A 20,377-nucleotide genomic window follows, 5' to 3' on the forward strand; every position below is an offset into this window, starting at 1 on the left:
AAACAAAATGGCTGAAGCCTATATCGTTGACGCCCTGCGCTCTCCCACGGGCAAACGCAAGGGTTCCCTGGCTACCGTCCATGGGGCCGATCTTGGCGCCCATGTGATCAAGGCCATCGTCGAGCGCAATGCCATTCCCGCCGAGGATTACGATGACGTGATCTTCGGCTGCGTGGACACCATCGGCGCCCTGGCCGGCGACATCGCCCGCACTTCCTGGCTGGCCGCCGGCATGCCCATGTGCGTGCCCGGCACCACCATCGACCGCCAGTGCGGCTCTTCCCAACAGGCCGTGCATTTCGCCGCCCAGGCGGTGATGAGCGGCACCCAGGACGTGATCCTGGCCGGTGGCGTGCAGACCATGAGCGCCATTCCCATCTCCTCCGCCATGTTGGCGGGCCAGCCCCTGGGCTTCACCACTCCCTTTGCCGAGAGCAAGGGCTGGCAGGCCCGTTTCGGCGACGCGCCGGTGAACCAGTTCTACGCGGCCCAGCGCATCGCCGACAAGTGGGGCATTTCCCGCGAGGACATGGAAGTCTTCGCCAAGGAAAGCCACGACCGGGCCCTGAAGGCCATCGCCGAAGGCCGTTTCGACCGCGAAGTGGTGCCCTACGGCGACTTCAAGATGGACGAGACCGCCCGCGCCTCGACCCTGGAAAAAATGGCCACCCTGGCCCCGGTGGATCCCGCCTATCCCGCCATCACCGCCGCCGTTTCCAGCTCCACCTGCGATGCTTCCTCCGCCGTGCTTGTGGTGTCCGAAGCGGCCCTGAAGCGCTACAACCTGACGCCCCGTGCCCGCATCCAGCACATCAGCGTGCGCGCCGACGATCCCATCTGGCACCTGACCGCGCCGATCCCCGCCACCGCCTATGCCCTGAAGAAGGCCGGCATGAAGCTGGAGGACATCGACCGGGTGGAAATCAACGAAGCCTTCGCCTCGGTGGTCATGGCCTGGCTGAAGGAAACCGGCTACGACTACGCCAAGACCAACGTCAATGGCGGCGCCATCGCCCTGGGCCACCCCCTGGGGGCCTCCGGCGCCAAGCTGATGACCACCCTGCTGCACGAACTGGAGCGCAGCGGCGGCCGTTATGGTTTGCAGACCATGTGCGAAGGTGGTGGCCAGGCCAACGTGACGATTATCGAGCGGCTGGGATAACGATCATGAGGACAAGCCACCTTGGGTAATGAAACCCGTCACCCCGGCGCAGGCCGGGGTCCAGGTCGGCGGCCCGCTAGATTCCGGCCTACGCCGGAATGACGGGTGTGGTGAGTCGTTATGTTTCACGAAATCATTCCGCATTTCGCGCTAAACAAAAAATTTTTGGAGAGGAATAAAAATGGGACTTTGTGACAACCGTACCGTCATCATCACCGGCGCCGGCGGCGGCCTCGGCCGCGCCTACGCCCTGGCCCTGGCCAAGGCCGGCGCCAATGTGGTGGTCAACGACATCCGCCTCGACGCGGCCCAGGATGTGGTGAATGACATCACCCAGGCCGGCGGCAAGGCCATCGCCAACAGCGACGACATCACCACCATCGCCACCGCTCAGAAGATCGTGGACGCCGCCATCGCCGCCTACGGCAAGGTGGACGCCGTGGTGAACAACGCCGGCATTCTGCGCGACCGCATGTTCGTCTCCCTCACCGAGGACGATTGGGATGCCGTGATGCGCGTGCATCTGAAGGGCCATTTCTGCCTGTCCAACATCCTGGGCAAGTACTGGCGCGACCAGACCAAGGCCGGTGTCGCGGTCGATGCTCGCATCATCAACACCAGCTCCGGCGCCGGCCTGCAAGGCTCCGTGGGCCAGTCCAACTACTCCGCCGCCAAGGGCGGCGTGGCCACCCTGACCCTGGTGCAGTCCGCCGAGCTGAAGCGCTACGGCGTCACCGCCAACGCCCTGGCCCCCGCCGCCCGCACCGCCATGACCGAGCAGGGCATGCCCGACATGGTGAAGAAGCCCACCGACGGCAGCTTCGACTTCTACGATCCGATGAACGTGGCGGCCCTGATCGTCTATCTGGTGAGCGCCTCCTCCAAGCACGTGAATGGCCAGGTGTTCGAGATCGAGGGCGATCGGGTTTCCGTCTGCGACGGCTGGAAGACCGGCCCCGAGAAGAAGAAGGGCGGCGCCGGCTACACCGCCGAGGAGATTGGCGGCGTGATCGACGAGCTGATCAAGCAGAGCGCGCCCCCCAAGAAGGTCTGGGGCTCTTGAGTCGTTTTCCATTAATTTGGCCCGAATATGTCTTTAGTCGTCTCCCCGGCGAAAGCCGGGGTCCAGGGGTTTGACCCACCGCACACTGGATTCCGGCTTGCGCCGGAATGACGGGGTCCATAGACTTTATTGGGCCATCCCGTTCGTAAAACCTGATATCCGAGGAAGACCATGAAATCTGCTCCCGCCTACGTTCCGGGCCACGGCCTCTTGAAGGGCAAGTCCGCCCTGGTCACCGCCGCTGCCGGCGCCGGCATCGGTTTTTCCGCCGCAAAGCGCTGCGCCGAGGAGGGCGTGCGCGCCTTGATGATTTCCGACATCCACGAGCGCCGTCTGGGCGAGGCCGTGGAAAAGCTGAAGGCCGAAACCGGGCTTCAGGAAGTCTATGGCGTGCTGTGCGACGTGACCAAGGAAGATCAGGTGCAGGCCCTGGTGGCGGCCGCCGAGGAGAAGCTGGGCGGCGTGGACATCCTGATCAACAATGCCGGCCTGGGCGGCCAGAAGCGCATTGTCGACATGACCGACGACGAGTGGTTCAAGGTGATCGACGTGTCCCTGAACAGCGTGTTCCGCATGACCCGCGCCATCCTCAAGGTGATGCAGCCCCGCGGCCATGGCGTGATCGTGAACAACGCCTCGGTGCTGGGCTGGCGTGCCCAGAAGGAACAGGCCCACTACGCCGCCGCCAAGGCCGGGGTGATGGCCCTGACCCGCTGCGCCGCCCTGGAAGCGGCCGAGTTTGGCGTACGTATCAATGCCGTGTCGCCTTCCATTGCTTTGCATGAATTCCTCAAGAAGGCTTCCTCCGAGGAATTGCTGGACAAGCTCTCCAGCACCGAAGCCTTCGGCCGCGCCGCCGAGCCCTGGGAGGTGGCCAATGCCATGGTGTTCCTGGCCAGCGACTATTCCTCCTACATGACGGGTGAGGTGATGTCCGTCAGTTCCCAACGTGCGTAAGGTTCGCCCCCCTTCGCCCCCCTCCGGGGGGTTCGATGCGGCTCGCTTTGCTCGAAAGTCACGGGGAGCTCCGTGGCAGCAGTTTGCCGCTTGCGCCTGGGGCGGCGCGTGCCGCTTTCCCTTGGGATCGGCCCGGCGGGAAAGCTGTTTTTTTACAGACCATTAAAGAGGAGGTCTCATGGCTGTCGTCTTCAATTCCAATCAGTCCGTCCTCGACCTGCAGGGCAAGGAGCTGGGCACCAGCGACTGGCTTACCATCGAGCAGGAGCGCATCAACCAGTTCGCCGATGCCACCGGTGATCATCAGTGGATTCACGTGGACCCGGTGAAGGCCAAGGACGGCCCCTTCGGTGCCTGCATCGCCCATGGCTATCTGACCCTGGCGCTGGTCAATTACTTCATGCCCCAGGTGATCACCCTGGAAAATATGAAAATGGGGGTCAACTATGGCTGCGAGAAGATCCGTTTCCCCAATACCGTGAAGGTGGGTTCCCGGCTCCGCGGCCGCTGTGAACTGGTCAAGGCCGAGCCGGCCGGCGAGGGCGTCCAGGCCACGATCCGCGTCACCGTGGAGATCGAGGGCCAGGAGCGTCCCGCCTGCGTCGCCGACACCATCAGCCGTTATTTCTTCAACTGATTCCGCTTGCGGAAAGGAAAGATCATGAAAGAAGCCGTCATCGTCAGCACCGCCCGTACCGGCATCGGCAAAGCCTATCGCGGCGCCTTCAACGACACCGAAGCCCCCGTGATGGGCGGCCATGTGGTCAAGGCCGCCGTCGAGCGGGCCAAGCTCAACCCCGCCGAGGTGGATGATGTGATCATCGGCGTGTCGGCCCAGCAGGGCACCCAGGGCTACACCCTGGGCCGCCTGTCGGTGTACACCGCCGGCCTGCCCGACACCGTGCCCGGCATGGCCCTGGACCGCATGTGCGCCTCCGGCCTGGTGGCGATCGCCGATGCGGCCAAGAGCATCATGGCCAACGAGCGCGACATCATCGTCGCCGGCGGCCTGGAGTCCATCTCCCTGGTGCAGAACAAGTTCAAGAACGCCCATCGCACACCCTCCCAGGCGGTGCTGGCGGCCTATCCCGCCGCCTATGCGCCGATGATCGAGACGGCCGAGATCGTTTCCCAGCGCTACAACATCTCCCGCGCCGCCCAGGACGAATACGCTCTGCAAAGCCAGCAGCGCACCGCGGAAGCCCAGGCCAAGGGTATCTTCAACGACGAGATCGTGCCGATCACCGTCGAGAAGCAGCTCTTCGACAAGGAAGGCAACCCCACCACCAAGGAAACCGTCACCCTCACCAAGGACGAGGGCAACCGGGCCGACACCACGCTGGAAAGCCTCTCCGGCCTCAAGCCCGTTTATAAGAACGGCCAGTGGGTCAAGGAAGGCCAGTTCATCACCGCCGGCAACGCTTCCCAGCTGTCCGACGGCGCCTCTGCCTCGGTGTTGATGAGCCGCGAGATGGCCAAGGAGCGGGGCCTGGAGCCCCTGGGCGTGTATCGCGGTCTGGCCCTGGCCGGCTGCAAGGCCGAGGAAATGGGCATCGGCCCGGTGTTCGCGATTCCCAAACTGCTGGCCCGCCACAACCTGAAGGTATCGGACATCGGCCTGTGGGAAATCAACGAAGCCTTCGCCTGTCAGGTGGTGTACTGCCGCGACCAGCTGGGCATTGCCAACGACCGCCTGAACGTCAACGGCGGCGCGATTTCCATTGGCCATCCTTTCGGCATGTCCGGGGCCCGTCTGGTGGGCACCGCGTTGCTGGAGGCCCGCCGTCGCGGCGAGCGCTATGTCGTCGTCTCGATGTGCATCGGCGGCGGCATGGGGGCTGCTGGTTTGTTCGAAATCGTCTAAGCTCTCGTCTTTAGTGACGTAGCGTTCAGTAACGACTTGCACGGGGCCGCGCCGACGCCGGCCCCGTGTCTCGCTTGAAACCATAATTCATAAGAACGGAGGACGGACGATGCCCACATCGGCAGACATGAAGGCGGTGATGACCAGGTACGCAGCGCTGGTGAGCGCGGGCGACGCGGAGGCCGTGGTGGCGCTTTACGCGGACAATGCCACCATCGAGGACCCGGTGGGCGCTCCCATCCAGAGCGGCCGCGAGGCCATCGTCAAGTTCTACCAGGGGGCCTGCGCCTCCGGCGTGAAAATCAAGGTGCTGTCCGGCCCCTATGGCTCCTTCGGCAACAGCGCCGCCATGACGGCGGAAGTCCTGGTTGATGTGCCGGGGCAGGGACCGACCCGCATCGAACTGATCGAGGTCATGGAGTTCGACGCCCAGGGCAAAATCAGCGCCATGCGCGCCTACTGGGCCCAGGAAGACATGAAGCCCGCCTGATCGGCGAATCGAGAACAATCCAAGGGGGAAGAGGATGAGTGAGAACGCGGAATTCGATGTGGTGGTGGTGGGCTCCGGCGGTGGCGCGCTGCTGTCGGCGGTGCGCGCCCATGATCTGGGCATGAAGGTGCTGGTGATCGAGAAGAGCAACCAGTACGGCGGCACCTCGGCCACTTCCGGCGGCGTGCTGTGGATTCCCCTGAACGGCCAGGTGGAGGACACCTACGAGAGCGCCTACACCTACCTGAAGGCTGCCGTGGGGGATACGTCCACCGACGGCAAAATTCGTGCGTACCTGGATAGCGCGGGTGAGATGATCCGCTACGTCAACGAAAAGACATCCCTGCACTACAAAGCCTGCCCCGAATATCCCGATTACTATCAGGAAATGCCCTGCGCCCTGCCCGGAGGGCGGGCCATGGAGCCGCTGCCCTTCAACGGCGCCCTGCTGGGCGACGAATTGGTCAACCTGCGGGAGTCCCACCCCGGCGTCACCCTCAACGGCATTGGCATGACGGCACCCGAGGCCAATACCCTGGCCACCAAGGGGCCGGGCTGGGTCTGGATCACCATCAAGACCATGGGTCGCTATTGCCTGGATCTGCCCTGGCGCATCAAGACCAAGCGGGATCGCCGCCTGTGTCTGGGCAATGCCCTGATGGGCGCGCTGCGCCACTCGATGCTGGTGCGCAACATTCCCCTGTGGTTGAACTGCCCGCTGGAGTCCCTGGTCTATGAGAATGGCCGGGTCCAGGGCGCGGTGGCCAGGAAGGACGGCAAGCCGGTCACCATCCGCGCCCGCAAGGGCGTGATCCTGGGCGCCGGTGGCTTCGAGCGCAACCAGGAAATGCGCGACAAATATCTGCCCCAGCCCAGCCGCCAGGAGTGGTCGTCCACACCCAAGGGCAACAATACCGGCGACACCATCCGTGCTGCCGAGGCCATCGGCGCCAAGCTGGACAAGATGGATCAGGTCTGGGGCACCCCCTCTGTTCCTCACCCGAAATCACCCCAGGGGCAGCAGCCGATCTTTTCCGAGCGGGGGCTGGGCGGCTTCATTGCGGTGAACAAGCAGGGCAAGCGTTTCGTCAACGAGGCGATTTCCTATGATCGCTTCCAGTCCGCCATGTACGAGGATCATCGGAAGAACGGCGGCTGCATTCCCGCCTGGTTCGTGTTCGACGGCAATTACCGCAAGAATTCCCCCCTCGGCCCCATCCTGCCGAGCATCGTGATGCCGGATGGCAAGGTGCCAAAGGAATGGTTCGGGGATTTCTTTTTCAAGGACGACACCATCGAGGGCCTGGCGCGCCAGATCGGCGTCGATGAGGCTGGCCTGGCCCAGACCCTGAAGAAGCACAACGAATATGCACGTAGCGGGGTGGATCTGGAATTCAATCGCGGCAACAACCCTCATGACCTCTACTGGTCCAACAAGGCGGTCAAACCCAATCCCTGTCTGATCCCCATCGAGAAGGGGCCCTTCTATGCCCTCAAGGTCTGGCCCAGCGACACGGGTACCAAGGGCGGCCCGGCGATTACCGACGATGCCCAGGTGATCAGCGTGGCGGGCGAGCCGATTCCCGGCCTCTACTGTATCGGCAACAACTCCGCCGCTGCCCTGGGGCGGGCCTATGCCGGCGCCGGCGGCACCATCGGCCCCGGCATGGTGTTCGGTTTCCGTGCCGTCAACCATTTGGCGAAAGCCTGAAGCTTCTGCTGTTCTTCCGGGAATGCTCGGCCATTCCCGGCATTTTCCGTCACAAGGAATTTACATGCTGCCCAAGATCCTGACCGTCCCCCACATGATGACCGAGTCCGCCCAGCGCTGGCCGGAGGCCATTGCGATAGAGGAGGGGGAGCACAAGATCAGCTACCGGCAACTGGATGCCCTGCGCATGCAGGCGGCCCGGGCCGTGATGGCCCTGGGCGTGGAGGCCGGTGACCGGGTCGCGGTTTGGGCGCCCAACCAGTGGGAATGGATCGTCGCCGCCCTGGGCCTGCAAACGGCCGGTGCCGTGCTGGTGCCCATCAACACCCGCATGAAGGGTATGGAAGCGGCGGACATCATCAAGCGCAGCGGCGCCAAGGTGCTGTTCATCGCCGGCGATTTCCTCGGCAGCTACTACCCCGACATGCTTCAGGGCCAGGATATGGGCGATCTGTCCCATACCGTGGTGTTGCGGGATGCCCGGGGGAGTGACAAGACCTGGGAGCAGTTCATGGCCCTGGCGGAACAGGTGCCGGAGGCAGATGCGTGTGCGCGTATGGATGCGGTTCATCCTGACTCCCTGGCCGACCTGATGTTCACCTCCGGCACCACGGGGCGCTCCAAGGGTGTCATGTCCGTTCACAGCGCGGTGGTGCAGGCTTTCGATTCCTGGTCCAACGTGGTTACCCTGGGACCCGGCGACCGCTACCTGATCATCAATCCTTTTTTCCATTCCTTCGGCTACAAGGCCGGCTGGTTCTCGGCCCTGCTGCGGGGCGCCGCCATCCTGCCCTGCGCGGTGTTCGACGCCGAGACCGTGCTCAAACTGATCAACGAGAAAAAAATCAGCTTCCTGCCCGGCCCCCCCACGCTTTATCTGACCATGCTTTCTTCCCCAAAGCTGAAGGACTACGACATCTCGAGCCTGCGGGTGGCGGTGACTGGCGCCGCCACCATTCCGCCGGTGTTGATCCAGCGCATGCGGGATGAACTGGGCTTCAAGGTGGTGGTCACCGCCTACGGCCTCACCGAATGTGGCGGTTGCGCTACCGTCTGCGATCCGAGCGAGGATGCGGAAACCATTGCCACCACCAGCGGCCGCGCCATTCCCGGCATCGAGCTGCGCTGTATCGACGAGGCCGGCAAACCGGTGCCGGCCGGCAGCGCCGGCGAAATCGTGATCCGCGGCTATTGCGTGATGAAGGGCTACATGGACGACGAGGAGGGTACCCGGGAGGCCATCGACAGCGAGGGCTGGCTGCATACCGGCGACGTGGGCATCCTCGACGAGCGGGGCAATCTGCGCATCACCGATCGCCTGAAGGACATGTTCATCGTCGGCGGCTTCAACTGCTATCCGGCGGAAGTGGAAAAACTCCTCAGCGTCCATCCCGCCATCGCTCAGGTGGCCGTGGTGGGGGTGCCCGACGAGCGCATGGGGGAAGTGGGTTGTGCCTTCGTGCTGCTGAAGGAAGGCGCCCAACTGGATGAGAAGGGCCTGATCGCCTGGTCCCGGGAAAACATGTCCAACTACAAGGTGCCCCGCTACGTGCGCATCGAAAAGGCCTTCCCCACCAATGCCTCGGGCAAGGTGCTGAAACGGGAACTGCGGGACGGCTTCAAGCCCTGAGTTGCGGCGGGCGAAAAACAGGACGGGCCGGGGAGCGATCCACCGGCCCGTTTTTCCTGGAAGTCCGGTAGTGGTCCATTCATGGCGAATCTGCGGAACCATGGAACATTTCCATGGCCTTTCAGCATGCCATCGGGCATACAATGCCCGGAGGAGGACGCTGATATGACGAATACCTTGAAGATCGTCTACCGCCTACGCGCCGAGGACGGCGACAGCGCCGAGTTCGTGATAGGTCTCGATGACCAGACCCTGGCTCTGCAAGTCGTGCCGCGCCCTGATCCCCCGGCCTGGGTCCAGCTCGCCCACCACCAGTGCCGGGACTGTCCCCTCGACGCGCAGCAGGTTGCCCTTTGTCCCATGGCGGCGGCCCTGGCCGACCTGCTGGATTTCGCCCGTGGCCTGGTGTCCCACAGCACCGTGGCGGTGACGGTGAGCACGCCCGAGCGGGAGATCAGTGCCGTCACCACGGCCCAGCGGGCGCTCAGTTCACTGATGGGTCTGATCATGGCCACCTGCGCCTGCCCGGAAGTGGCCTGGCTGCGGCCCATGGCGCGCTTCCATCTGCCCCTGGCCAGCAGTGAGGAAACCATCTACCGCGCCGCCTCGATGTATCTGCTGGCCCAGTATTTCCGCCAGAGGAACGGCGCCGCCCCCGACTTCGCCCTGGAAGGGCTGCGCGATCACTACCAGCGCATCCATGTCATCAACGTCGCCATGTCCGAACGCCTGCGGGGCGCGGTGGAGCGGGACGCCTCCATCAACGCGGTGATCCTCCTCGACCTGTTCGCCAAGGCCATGCCGGATTCCGTCTCCGAGTCCCTCGCCGAACTGGAATATCTGTTCCGGCCTTATCTGGAGACCGGCGGGGAAGGGGGACGCTGACGGTTGTCAATGGGGCGCACCGGTTCAGTGCTCTGCTTCTACCGTCAGTTCCTTGATGAAGGTGATGCGGAGGAAGTTGCGCTGGATCAGTCTGCTGTAGAAGTTCGTCATCACCCGGCCGTCGCCGTAATGGATGATGCTGCCGATTCGGATTTCTTGCCGTGGTACGGCTATCCACTGGATGCCAGACGCCCCTTCCACTTCGAGGTAGGTGAACTGGTTGGTGTTGGTGGTGCTTCGCACTTGGCCCTGATGGCGCAGTTCCTCGGATCGGGCAGGGCTGCCGGGCATCAGGATGTCCATGGCCTGATTGGCGCTGGGATGGCCGTGGGGTGGCTCCGCCACCGCTGGTAGAGTCAGTCCAGGGCGAACAGGGTCAGAAAGGTCAGGAGGGCGGGGGGGAATGCTGCATGGGCTTGTCGCGAGGCCTGGGCATTTCATGAGGAGTAGCCGTCGTTCATGGGATCAGCAGTGCTGCTTGGCCCGGCAGGTGGCGATGGCCTGGGCTGCGGGTACCAGGGGTCGACCTGCGCCGGCCCAGGCCTGGATGCCGCCCTTGACCGCATAGACCCTGGCGTAGCCGGCCTGGTCGGAAAGGAAACGGCTGACGGCTTTGGTGCGGTTGCCGCTGCGGCAGATCAGAATCACCGGCTCTTCCGGCTTGGCGACGGTCCTGGCTTTTTCCAGCCAGGCGGCGGGATCTGACTTGCCGTTCCGGTCGAAATAGGTGAACAGGTGGCTGCCGGCGACAATGCCGGATTCTTCCCATTCCGGGGCGGTGCGCACATCGATTACCGGTACCCGTTGATCCAGCAGGCGGGCGAATTCCGTGGTGTCTATGTCGATGACTTCGGCGTTGGCGGCCAGGGACTGGAGGATGAGAAGGCTGGTGACAAAAACTTTATTCATGATGGCTCCTGATGAATCTGGTTGGTCACTACCGAGATTGGACCACCTCTTCATCGCTTGGGTTTCCTGGCCTGCCGGCTGGTGGAGGCGGGTCGGCCGAGCTGTAGTCGATGGCCAGATCAATCTCGAAGCGCTGTCCCCGCAGGGTGTCGGGTACCGGGGTGTGGCTGGCGGCCAGGCGCAACATTTCCAGTGCGGCCTGATCAAGAATGTCATGGCCGCTGCCGCTGAGCAGCCGCAGGCTCTGGGGTACGCCGCCCGTGTCCACCGTCAGGCGCATGGCCACGCGTCCGTCCCAACCGGCTTCCCGGGCCTGGGATGGATAGCTACGAAAGTTGGCCGCCATGCGGCCCAGGGCGAAGTGATACTGACGCAGCCCGGCTCCATCGATCCCCGGACCGGTTGCCTGCAAAGGTGAGATTTCCTGGTTGGCAGTGTCGCTGGTGGTGTGGTCATAGCTGCGCTCCACGGGTTGCGGTGGGGTTGGGGCGAGGTCCGTCGCGGTGGTATCCGGCGGGGCCAGCACTGCCGACGTGACGGCCAGCGGGCGCAACTGGGCGCGCAGCGTACCAAGGCTGGCGGTGGTCGGCGGGCTCAGGCCCGGCGCCAGGGCCAGGCCGTGGACGACGAGGGAAATTGCCAGGGCCTGGACGAGGGGACGGTCGATTCTGATGGCGTGGAACCTCGTGGGATAGGGAAAGGCGCCGGAGATGTTCCCGGTGGCCCCGAATACCAGCGGAAATTCTACCCCAGCCCGGATAGCCCTTCTGATTCATGACGATGGAGTGGGGCGTAGGTCTTTGGCTCTATTACTTTCGTTCAATTGACAGGTTGGAAGTCCCAAGCGGAGAATTTGCCCATGCTGATCTTATGGAAATAGAGCCGACTTCAAACGGCTCAATCCCTCCATAAATATTCCAATGACACCTTTCGGCGGCTTCGAATCGATGTCCAGCACACAGCAGAGGAGACATGATCGTGATGTTCAATTCCGTGAACCAGTACTGTCTCAACAGCATCGTCGCGCTTTCCGAAGTCTGCCCGGTTTCCGCCGATGAAGACATTCTCGACGAACATGGCAACAAGCTCTGGGCAAGGGGTCTGAGGATTTCACGGGACCTCCAGGAAAGGCTGTTGCGGCGCAAGCTGGCCCGGCCGATCGAAACAACGCTGACTGCCGAGGGCGCCATCACCTTTGTTGATGTCATTCGGGACTGTCGCCATCTGATCGCCGAGCAAACCCTGCTGGCGAAAGTGGCGGGAGGACATTCAGCCCAGGCCCTGATCGATGATCTGCGCACAGTGCCCATTCCCGGTCCGCTGCGCCTGCTGCTGACCGCCGTGCGCGATCAATATCCGGAGGGCTACCGGCATATGCTCAGTTGTGTCGCGGTCAGCGCCGGCATTGCCGCGCGCACCGATCTGCCAGACCATGAAGCCAAGCTGCTGCTGATAGCTGCCTTGCTCCATGATCTGGGCGAGATGTACATCAATCCCGACTACGTCAGAAATTCCGATCAACTGAACTGCGCCGAGTGGAAGCATGTGGCCAGCCATCCACGGGTAGGCCAGATGCTGATCCAGGAAATGACTTCGCTGCCACCCTCGGTGGGTATCTGCATCCTGCAACATCATCAGCGTCTGGATGGCAGCGGTTACCCTCACTACGATACCCATATGCCCCAGCATCCCCTGGGGGCGTTGCTGGCAACGGCGGATGCGGCGTCGGCCATCATCATGCGCAGTGGTCCAGGCGCGGTTTCCCGGGTCGGGCTGGCGCTGAAAATCGTTCCCGAAGAATTCGACCGTCAGTTTGTTTCCGCCCTGCTCCATGCCTTCGGCGACGATGAGGAAACGGTGGCTTGCGACGAGCTGGATTGCCAATGCGCGGAGCGGGCCGCTGCCATATCGGCAAGGCTCGGCAAGGCGATGGATATCGGCGAGGCGCACTGGACGAAAAATCGGGGGAGGTGCGGCGGCGAACTGGTGGGTAGCGTCCTGGGTGTATTGCACAACATTGAAAAGTCCGTACGCGCCACCGGCATTCTGGAGCTGGAACCCCTGGGCGATCTGGAGCAAAACCAAGAACTCCTGAATGAGATCCGTTTGGTGATCATGGAGCTGGAGTGGCGTATGCGCAATCTGGCCCGCAATCTTTACATTCGCGCTGAAGCCAAGGGTGATAGGGAGTTGCATGAACTCTGGCCCCTGATCCGGGTTCTCGACGATACGGTGCCATGGGACCCGACATCGCCGGATGCCGATTGGTCTTCGGCCCATTGACACGCTGCCGCCTCAAGGACAGTTGAACCGTCCTGGCTTGTCGGATAGCATTCCCACGCTGATAGTCGGCACTGGTGAATATTTGCCCCTGCCCTGGCGCGGGAGGTGAAACGCCAGATTTGATCCGGAACTCCGGCCCAGACATCCAGGGGCTGCGTGGCCGGCATGACTCGCGGGGAGCTTGGCTTTGTGTATCCATTTTGTCCGGAGTCATCCGGCCCATGAACTTGCTCTCATCCCATGGCCTGTCGGGGTCGTCACTCATGGGATATCGAATTGAACCCGGTGGACATGCAGCAGGCTGCGCTGCGGGTGCTGATCGTCGGCGGGGACTCCCCATCCTTGCAGCGGCACGGAGCTCTGTTGCGCCAGCGGGGACTGGATGTTCGGGTCGAGGACAGTGCGGCAGAGGCGCTGGGCGCCCTGAACTCTTTCGCTCCCGAGCTGTTGCTGCTGGAAGTCCGTGATGCGTCGGAGGACGATGCGAATCTGATTCGCCAGACCCGTGGGGCTGTTTCCCAACAGGATTTGCCGGTTCTGCTCCTGACGCCCCAAGCGGGGAGCGAGGCCCAGAGACGAATGTCGTCCCTGGGGTGCGGGGGCGATCTGTTCCTGACCAAGCCGGTGGATACGGACTATCTGCTGTCCATCGTCCTGGCGCGGGCGCGGGAATTCCGCAGAATGGGGGAGACCCACCAGGCCCTGAGCCATTCCCTGAGGGATCTGGACCGGCAGCGCCAGGTCCTGGATGCCCACGCGGTGGTCAGCATGACGGATGCACGGGGGGTGATCACCTACGCCAACGAGCGTTTTTGCCAGGTCAGCGGCTATTCCCGTGGGGAATTGATTGGCAACACTCATGGCATCCTGAAGTCCGGCATGCACCTGGACAGCTTTTATCAGGAAATGTGGAAAACCATCGCTTCCGGCCGCACTTGGCAGGGCGAAATCTGCAACCGCAGCAAGCAGGGCAGCTTGATCTGGGTCAATGCCACGATCATGCCTTTCCTGGACGAGCAGGGGCAGCCCCGGCAGTACATCTCCATCCGCACCGAAATCACCGAACAAAAGCTCCAGCAGCAGCGCCTGGCGGAAAGCGAGCAGCGCTTCCGCCGTCTGGCGGATTCGGCGCCGGTATTGATCTGGATGGCTGATTCGAGGGGTGGCGGCACCTACTTCAACCGCACCTGGCTGAGCTTTACTGGCCGTTTTCTGGAGCAGGAACAGGGCATGGGCTGGTTCGGCGGCGTACATCCCGAGGACCGGGAGGCCCTGTTGCAGTTGTATGACGAAGCGGTCAAGAGGCAGGGTGAGTTCGATGCCGAATTCCGCCTGCGCCGCCATGACGGGGAATACCGCTGGTTTTCCGCCCATGGGCAGCCCCGGTTGAATCCGGAAGGCGGCTTCGAGGGCTATGTGGGTTCCTGCACGGACATCTCCGCCCATGTTGCCCTGCGGCATCAGTTGCAGCGGGTCGAGGAGCGACTGATCTACGCCCTGGAGGGCACCGGCCAGGGGGTCTGGGACTGGAATCTCTTGACCGGCGAGGTCCATCGATCGGCCCAATGGAGGGCCATGCTGGGCTATGGCGACGGAGACGCTGCGGGAGATCGTGGCGGCGTCGACGTGGATATGCATCCGGACGACCGAGAGCACTATGCCCTTGACCTGACACGCCACCTGCGTGGTGAAACCCGGATTTTCGAGAATGCCCACCGTCTGCGCTGCAAGGATGGTAGCTATATCTGGATGCTTTCCCGGGGCAAGCTGGTCAGCCGTGATGCCGAGGACAGGCCTGCCCGCATGGTGGGCACCGATACCGACATCTCGGCCAGGAAGAGCGCGGAAACCCAGTTGCTGCGGATGCGCGACATTGCGGCGGAGATTCGCGACATCCAGTCTCGTTTCATCGCCGGCGAGGCCCGCGACACAATTTTCGCCTCGATCCTTGAGGCCATCCTGCGTTTCAGCGGCAGCCCCCTGGGATTCGTCGCGGAACTGGTGCGGGATGGGGATGGCGCCCCCTATTTGCGCACCAATGCGATCTCGGACATTGCCTGGGACGAGGACTCCCGGCGGCGATTCCGGGTGTCGGGCGGCATGGAATTCCGCAACTTGGACAACCTGCTGGGGCAGGTGATCCAGACCGGGATTGTGGTGATTGCCAACAATCCGGTCGGTGACCCGTGGCGGGGTGGTCTTCCGTTCGGTCATCCTGTCGTGAAGCGCTCCCTGGGGCTGCCCATTCATCGGGGAGAGGAACTGGTGGGCATGGTGGGGCTGGCCAATCGTGCCGAGGATTACGACCAGCTCCTGGTGGAGGAATTGCAGCCGCTCCTGGCGACCTATGCCACCATCGTGGTGGCGGTACGTTCGGAGAATCGCCGCCAGCAGGCCGAGACGGCACTCCAGATGCTCAACGCGGAACTGGAAGCGCGGGTCGACAAGCGTACCCGGGAACTGGCGGCCTCCTATAGCCAGCTTCAGGAAGAAGAGCAGTTCCAGCGGGCGCTGTTTGAAATTGCGCCCGTGGGGTTGGCCCTGTTCCGCATCAGCGACGGCTGTCTGCTGGATTGCAATCCAGCCTTCGCGCGGATACTGGAATTCCCCATGGAGGATCTGGTGGGGCGGATTTACCATGATCTGGTGCTGTCGGATAAGCGGGCCACTGGCCCGGGCGAATTCGAAATCCTGCGGCAGAGCGGCTCCTTGAGGGGGCATGAAACCAATTATCGGACCCGTTCCGGTGTCCAGGTGCCGGTTCGGCAGTCCCTTCGGCTGGTGGAGCGCAAGGGTGTGCCCATGGCCTGGCTGGTGGCGGAGGATATCCGTGAGCGTCAGCGCCGAGACGCGGTGACCGATCATCTGACCCGGCGCATCGCCACCCTGACCGGGCAGCAGTTGTTCGATGCCGTTTGCACCAGCCTGAGCCAGTTGCTGGGGGCTGAACAGGTGTTCATCGGCCGGGCGCTGCCGGAATGGGGCAGCATTCGGGTGCTGGCCTGGAAAATCGGGGAGGACTGGGGTGCCCCCAACAGCCATTTTCATGGCGGCGCACTGTTCGATGCCGTCACAAGTTCGGGAGAACTGATCTGCCACGAACGGGTGCAGGAATTGTTTCCCGACCAGTTGTGGTTGCGGGCACGAGAAGTGAACAGCTTCGTGGCCCTGCCACTGACCGATTCCAGTGGCGCCACCATGGGAGTGCTGGGGGCCATGAGCCGGGCGCCGTTTGCCCTGCCGCGGGGAGAGCTGATTTCGATGTTGCAGCTCTTTGCCGTCCGGGTCCGCTCCGAGATGCAGCGCATCGGCGCCGAGCAGCGCTTTCACGACCTGTTTCAGTTTTCTCCCGAGGCCATCGTTCTTGCCGACGGTGAGGGACGCATCCGCCAGGTCAATGAGGCAGCGCCCAGGCTGTTCGGCTATGGACCGGTGGAAATGGCGGGGCGTGGCGTGGAGGAGCTGCTGCCCGCCGAGTTGCGGCAGCGGCATATGGGTTACCGGCAGGACTACATGAAGCGGTCCATGCCGCGCATGATGGCATTCGATCGCAAGGCGGAACTTCGCGGCCAGCGACGGGATGGCAGCACTTTCCCATTGGAGGTCAGCCTGGTGCCGGTGGAGACGGAGCAGGGGCGCTGGGTGGCGGCGGTGATGCGCGATATCTCGGAGCGGACGGAGGCCCAGCAAAAGATTCAGGCGTCCCTGCGGGAAAAGGAGACCTTGCTCAAGGAAATCCACCATCGGGTGAAGAACAATCTCCAGATCATTGTCAGCCTGCTGGACATGCAGGCCGAGCGTCTGGCCCTGGGCGCAGCCCGCAACGCATTGCTGGACAGTCAGCATCGGGTGCGCTCCATGGCCCTGATCCATGAGCGGCTCTATCGCAACGACGACCTTGGGGGCGTGGATTTTGGGGAGTATCTGCAAAGCCTGGTGCGGGTGCTCTACCGTTCCTATCAGGTCGATGGCTGCCAAGTTAAATTGGAACTCGATTTGGACAGTATCCGGCTCAACATTGATACTGCCGTTCCCTGTGGCCTGCTGATCAACGAAATGGTGACCAACGCATTCAAGCATGCCTTTCATGGCCGCAAGGAAGGTCAATTGCGGGTGAGTCTGAAGGAGGTGGGCGGGGAAGTCCTGCTTACCGTGGCCGATGATGGTCCGGGCATTCCCGCCGGATTCGACTGGAAGAAATCCGATTCCCTGGGGGCCATGCTGATACATACTCTGAGCCGGCAGATCAAGGCGGCCATGACCATCTTCGGCCCGCCGGGCACCGTCTATACGCTGAAGTTCAAGGAACTGCGCTATGCGCCCCGTTGAAAAGACCGGCGCGACCCGGATATTGATCGTCGAGGACGAGGGCATCGTCGCCCGGGACATTGAGCGGCGCCTGACGCAATCCGGCTACGGGGTATGCGGCATCGCCGACAATGCCGAGGAGGCCATCGGTCTGGCCCGGGCCGAGCAGCCCGATCTGGTGCTGATGGACATCATCATCCAGGGACCCATGGACGGTATTGCCACCGCCCAGGAAATCCGTCGCCACCTGGACATCCCCGTGGTGTTCCTGACCGCCCATTCCGACGAAGCAACGGTCTCCCGTGCCCGGGAGACCCTGCCCTACGGCTATTTGCTCAAACCCTTCGAGCCCCGTGGACTGGTCACCACCATCGAGACAGCCCTCTACCGTCATGGTGCCGAGACGCGGGAACGTATGTTCCGCAAGGTGCTGGATGCGGTGGGGGTCGGCATCGCCATTCTCGACGCCACTGCGCCGGAGCGATCCCTGCTCTGGGTCAACCCGGCCTTCTGCCAGATGTTCGGTTATGAAGAGGCGGAGTTGCTAGGGCGCCCCTGCCCCCCGCTGAGTAACCCGGAGCACCGTGCCATCATGGAGCGCGAATTGTCCCGGGCGCTCACTGAGGGGCGGGACGGCGTGACCACCCTGCAAGTGCCGCGCAAGGACGGCAGCTTTTTTTATGATCAGATCGTGATCTCGCCGGTACGCGATGGTGCCGGCCGTTTGGAGCGACTCATCGCGATGCATCACGATGTGACGGCACAGCATGTCCATGAAAGGGAACTGGAGAGCCGGGTTCGGGAACGCACGATGGAACTGACCCGTGCCCAGCTTCGCCTGGAACAGGCCCAGGAGGCGGGCGGTGTGGCGAGCTGGGAATATGATGTCGTTACGGAAAATTTCTGGGCGTCGGAGAATTACTACGACTTGACCGGAACCACCAGACAGGAAATGCGGGCGATCGCGTTGGCTCATCGCATGCGCGTGGTGCCCGAGGATCAGGCGGCCTGGAGCCAATGGGTGTCGACGCTGGATGCAGGCAAGTCAGCCAGTATTGAATTCCGTGTCCGGGAACCTGATGGCGAGGGGCAGCGCTGGCAGGTCTTGCAGGCTCGCTCCATGTTTGATGAGAACGGGAATTTCGTCCGGGTCATCGGCACCTTGCAGGACGTGACCGAGCGCAAGGAGTTGGAGCTGCGCCTCCAACAGAGTCTGGATACGATTTCGGCCATTCTGGAAGCCTCCCCGGTGGGCGTCGCCTTTTTTCGGGACCGCAAAGTGCAACGTTGCAACTCCGCCTTTGCGGCGATCCTCGGGAAATCCCAGGCCGAGGTCGAAGGGGGCAACTACGAGGCGTTCTACCATCCACGTCCGTCGGTAACGATGGCAATGATCCGGGCCGATTTTGAGGCCTCACCGGACCACCGCGTGGAATACGAGATCGAGATACCGCGAGACGATGATTCCTTGAGCTGGGTTCGCACCCAGGTGGCGCTCATCGATAAGGATGAGCCCGCCAGCGGAACTGTTGTGATCTGCGAAGATATCACTTCCCGTCGCCATTCTGAGGCCCTGCGGGAGCGGCTCCTGGCCATCCTGGAGAATTCGCCCGACATTATCAGTATGACTTATCCTGATGGCCGTATCGATTTCATCAATCGTGCCGGACGGGAGGCCCTGGGTCTGGGCGATGACCATCGGGGACGGATGCTCGGCCCCATTTACCCGGACTGGGCACTCAAACTCATTGTCGAAACCGGGCTCCCCACGGCGGATCAGGACGGTATCTGGAGTGGCGAGACCGCTCTGCACCATGTCCAGGGATTCGATATCCCGATGCATCAGGTGATTCTTTCCCATCGGGACGCGGAGGGAAAGGTGGTGCGCTATTCCTCGGTAGGTCGCGACCTGACCGAACAGAAGCGTGCCGAGGCTGATCTGATTGTGGCCAAGGAAGCCGCCGAGCGGGCCAGTCTCGCCAAGTCCGCGTTTCTTTCGGGCATGAGTCATGAGTTGCGCACCCCCTTGAATGCCATTCTGGGTTTTGCCCAACTACTGGATCAGGATCCCCTGGAGCCCCTGAGTCCGGGCCAGAAGGAAAGTGTCGGCCAGATTACGATTGCCGGCTGGCACCTGCTGAAGCTGATCAACGATGTGCTGGACCTGTCCCGGATCGAAGCCGGGAAATACGAGGTGAGTCTGCAACCCATCGATGTCGTCGAGGTGGTGGATGAGGTGCTGCGCATGCTGGCTCCCCAGGCGGAGACCCTGGGTATTCGCCTGGAAAACCGGCTGGACGGGGGCAAGGGTTTCAGCGTCCAGGCTGACCGGACCCGTTTTATCCAGGTGCTGACCAATCTGCTGAGCAACGCCATCAAGTACAACCACCGTGGCGGTATGGTGACCCTATCGGCGCTGCGGGAGATGTCCTATGTGCGCCTGATGGTGGAGGACACCGGACCGGGTCTCAGCGCGGTGCAGCAAATGGCGCTGTTCCAGCCCTTCAACCGATTGGGGGCCGAGGCCAGCGGTATCGAGGGGACAGGCATCGGCCTGGTTATCTGCAAGCGCCTCATGGAAGCCATGAACGGCCGCATCGGTATGATCAGCACATCGGGCACTGGCAGTATCTTCTGGGTGGAGTTGCCCGTGGCGGCCCTGCCGTCCGTCTACGGCGGCGGCGTACCCGCGGACGTAACGGAACCAGTGGCCGATCTGCGGCAACCCCTGGTGCTCTATGTGGAAGACAACACTGCCAATCGGGTGCTGATGGAGCGGGTGCTGGACAAGCTTTCAGGGATTCGACTAATCTCCGCGGCCAGGGGAGGGGAGGGCTTGGCGCTTGCCCGGCAATACCGCCCGGATCTGGTTTTGCTTGACATCAACCTGCCGGATATGAGCGGCCTGGACGTGGCGCGGGCGCTGGGCGCCGACGAGTTGACCTGCGATATTCCCATTGTCGGTCTGAGCGCCAATGCCATGCCCCACGATATCGAGGCGGCCCGGGCCGGAGGTATCAAGACCTATCTGACCAAGCCGATCGATATCCGCAAGCTGTTGCAGACCGTGACCCGTCTGTTGCAGGCGCGCCAGAAGATTTGAACCATGGTTCGT

Annotated in this window: 15 protein-coding genes; 12 read left to right on the plus strand and 3 right to left on the minus strand. The window is 62.8% G+C overall.

Annotated elements, in window-relative coordinates; translation table 11 throughout:
• Positions 1 to 7: 7 nt before the first annotated feature.
• From DENOEST_RS06470 to DENOEST_RS06510, 9 genes are all read left to right on the plus strand, one after another.
• Positions 8 to 1,162, plus strand: coding sequence for an acetyl-CoA C-acetyltransferase (locus DENOEST_RS06470; protein WP_145769643.1), 1,155 nt, complete (start codon positions 8 to 10; stop codon positions 1,160 to 1,162).
• Positions 1,163 to 1,343: 181 nt separating this feature from the next.
• Positions 1,344 to 2,225 carry an SDR family oxidoreductase gene (locus DENOEST_RS06475; protein ID WP_145769644.1) on the plus strand — a complete coding sequence of 294 codons (882 nt, stop codon included), beginning with the start codon at positions 1,344 to 1,346 and terminating at the stop codon, positions 2,223 to 2,225.
• Positions 2,226 to 2,396: 171 nt separating this feature from the next.
• Complete coding sequence (locus DENOEST_RS06480; protein WP_145769645.1) at positions 2,397 to 3,182, plus strand: SDR family oxidoreductase; 786 nt, start codon at positions 2,397 to 2,399, stop codon at positions 3,180 to 3,182.
• A gap of 178 nt (positions 3,183 to 3,360) precedes the next feature.
• Complete coding sequence (locus DENOEST_RS06485; protein WP_145769646.1) at positions 3,361 to 3,819, plus strand: MaoC family dehydratase; 459 nt, start codon at positions 3,361 to 3,363, stop codon at positions 3,817 to 3,819.
• A gap of 24 nt (positions 3,820 to 3,843) precedes the next feature.
• Positions 3,844 to 5,046, plus strand: coding sequence for an acetyl-CoA C-acyltransferase (locus DENOEST_RS06490; protein ID WP_145769647.1), 1,203 nt, complete (start codon positions 3,844 to 3,846; stop codon positions 5,044 to 5,046).
• A 109-nt stretch (positions 5,047 to 5,155) separates the two neighbouring features.
• The gene (locus DENOEST_RS06495; protein WP_145769648.1) at positions 5,156 to 5,536 is read left to right on the plus strand and encodes a nuclear transport factor 2 family protein; all 381 of its coding nucleotides are present in this window, start codon (positions 5,156 to 5,158) and stop codon (positions 5,534 to 5,536) included.
• Between the two features lie 34 nt (positions 5,537 to 5,570).
• On the plus strand, positions 5,571 to 7,247 hold the full coding sequence (locus tag DENOEST_RS06500) for an FAD-binding protein (RefSeq protein ID WP_145769649.1): 1,677 nt from the start codon (positions 5,571 to 5,573) through the stop codon (positions 7,245 to 7,247).
• A 64-nt stretch (positions 7,248 to 7,311) separates the two neighbouring features.
• Entirely contained in the window at positions 7,312 to 8,877 is a 1,566-nt protein-coding gene (locus DENOEST_RS06505) for a FadD3 family acyl-CoA ligase (RefSeq protein ID WP_145769650.1), read from the plus strand.
• 165 nt (positions 8,878 to 9,042) lie between these two features.
• Positions 9,043 to 9,762 (plus strand): DUF6901 family protein, encoded by a 720-nt coding sequence (locus tag DENOEST_RS06510; RefSeq protein ID WP_145769651.1) that lies wholly within the window; start codon positions 9,043 to 9,045, stop codon positions 9,760 to 9,762.
• A 24-nt stretch (positions 9,763 to 9,786) separates the two neighbouring features.
• On the opposite strand, the gene DENOEST_RS06515 is transcribed toward DENOEST_RS06510, so the two are convergent.
• From DENOEST_RS06515 to DENOEST_RS06525, 3 genes are all read right to left on the minus strand, one after another.
• A complete protein-coding gene (locus DENOEST_RS06515; protein ID WP_145769652.1) occupies positions 9,787 to 10,107 on the minus strand; it encodes a hypothetical protein in 321 nt (106 codons plus the stop codon).
• 120 nt (positions 10,108 to 10,227) lie between these two features.
• Complete coding sequence (locus tag DENOEST_RS06520; RefSeq protein WP_145769653.1) at positions 10,228 to 10,671, minus strand: rhodanese-like domain-containing protein; 444 nt, start codon at positions 10,669 to 10,671, stop codon at positions 10,228 to 10,230.
• A 28-nt stretch (positions 10,672 to 10,699) separates the two neighbouring features.
• Positions 10,700 to 11,224: an energy transducer TonB gene (locus tag DENOEST_RS06525; protein ID WP_145769654.1), complete on the minus strand. Its 525-nt coding sequence runs from the start codon at positions 11,222 to 11,224 to the stop codon at positions 10,700 to 10,702.
• Positions 11,225 to 11,652: 428 nt separating this feature from the next.
• Between DENOEST_RS06525 and DENOEST_RS06530 the strand changes: the two genes are divergently transcribed.
• From DENOEST_RS06530 to DENOEST_RS06540, 3 genes are all read left to right on the plus strand, one after another.
• Positions 11,653 to 12,954 carry an HD-GYP domain-containing protein gene (locus DENOEST_RS06530; RefSeq protein WP_232096563.1) on the plus strand — a complete coding sequence of 434 codons (1,302 nt, stop codon included), beginning with the start codon at positions 11,653 to 11,655 and terminating at the stop codon, positions 12,952 to 12,954.
• Positions 12,955 to 13,239: 285 nt separating this feature from the next.
• Complete coding sequence (locus tag DENOEST_RS06535; protein WP_232096564.1) at positions 13,240 to 17,283, plus strand: PAS domain S-box protein; 4,044 nt, start codon at positions 13,240 to 13,242, stop codon at positions 17,281 to 17,283.
• On the plus strand, positions 17,270 to 20,365 hold the full coding sequence (locus tag DENOEST_RS06540) for a PAS domain S-box protein (RefSeq protein ID WP_145769657.1): 3,096 nt from the start codon (positions 17,270 to 17,272) through the stop codon (positions 20,363 to 20,365). Before DENOEST_RS06535 ends, DENOEST_RS06540 begins: the two co-directional genes overlap by 14 nt.
• Positions 20,366 to 20,377 lie beyond the last annotated feature (12 nt).

The organism is Denitratisoma oestradiolicum (genome assembly GCF_902813185.1).
GTDB classification, from domain to species: domain Bacteria; phylum Pseudomonadota; class Gammaproteobacteria; order Burkholderiales; family Rhodocyclaceae; genus Denitratisoma; species Denitratisoma oestradiolicum.

Excerpts from the sequence above, each read along its gene's own strand:
- DENOEST_RS06470 (WP_145769643.1), top strand. The coding sequence starts at position 8 with ATGGCTGAAGCCTATATCGTTGACGCCCTGCGCTCTCCCACGGGCAAA.
- DENOEST_RS06475 (WP_145769644.1), top strand. The coding sequence starts at position 1,344 with ATGGGACTTTGTGACAACCGTACCGTCATCATCACCGGCGCCGGCGGC.
- DENOEST_RS06480 (WP_145769645.1), top strand. The coding sequence starts at position 2,397 with ATGAAATCTGCTCCCGCCTACGTTCCGGGCCACGGCCTCTTGAAGGGC.
- DENOEST_RS06485 (WP_145769646.1), top strand. The coding sequence starts at position 3,361 with ATGGCTGTCGTCTTCAATTCCAATCAGTCCGTCCTCGACCTGCAGGGC.
- DENOEST_RS06490 (WP_145769647.1), top strand. The coding sequence starts at position 3,844 with ATGAAAGAAGCCGTCATCGTCAGCACCGCCCGTACCGGCATCGGCAAA.
- DENOEST_RS06495 (WP_145769648.1), top strand. The coding sequence starts at position 5,156 with ATGCCCACATCGGCAGACATGAAGGCGGTGATGACCAGGTACGCAGCG.
- DENOEST_RS06500 (WP_145769649.1), top strand. The coding sequence starts at position 5,571 with ATGAGTGAGAACGCGGAATTCGATGTGGTGGTGGTGGGCTCCGGCGGT.
- DENOEST_RS06505 (WP_145769650.1), top strand. The coding sequence starts at position 7,312 with ATGCTGCCCAAGATCCTGACCGTCCCCCACATGATGACCGAGTCCGCC.
- DENOEST_RS06510 (WP_145769651.1), top strand. The coding sequence starts at position 9,043 with ATGACGAATACCTTGAAGATCGTCTACCGCCTACGCGCCGAGGACGGC.
- DENOEST_RS06520 (WP_145769653.1), bottom strand. The coding sequence starts at position 10,671 with ATGAATAAAGTTTTTGTCACCAGCCTTCTCATCCTCCAGTCCCTGGCC.
- DENOEST_RS06530 (WP_232096563.1), top strand. The coding sequence starts at position 11,653 with ATGTTCAATTCCGTGAACCAGTACTGTCTCAACAGCATCGTCGCGCTT.
- DENOEST_RS06540 (WP_145769657.1), top strand. The coding sequence starts at position 17,270 with ATGCGCCCCGTTGAAAAGACCGGCGCGACCCGGATATTGATCGTCGAG.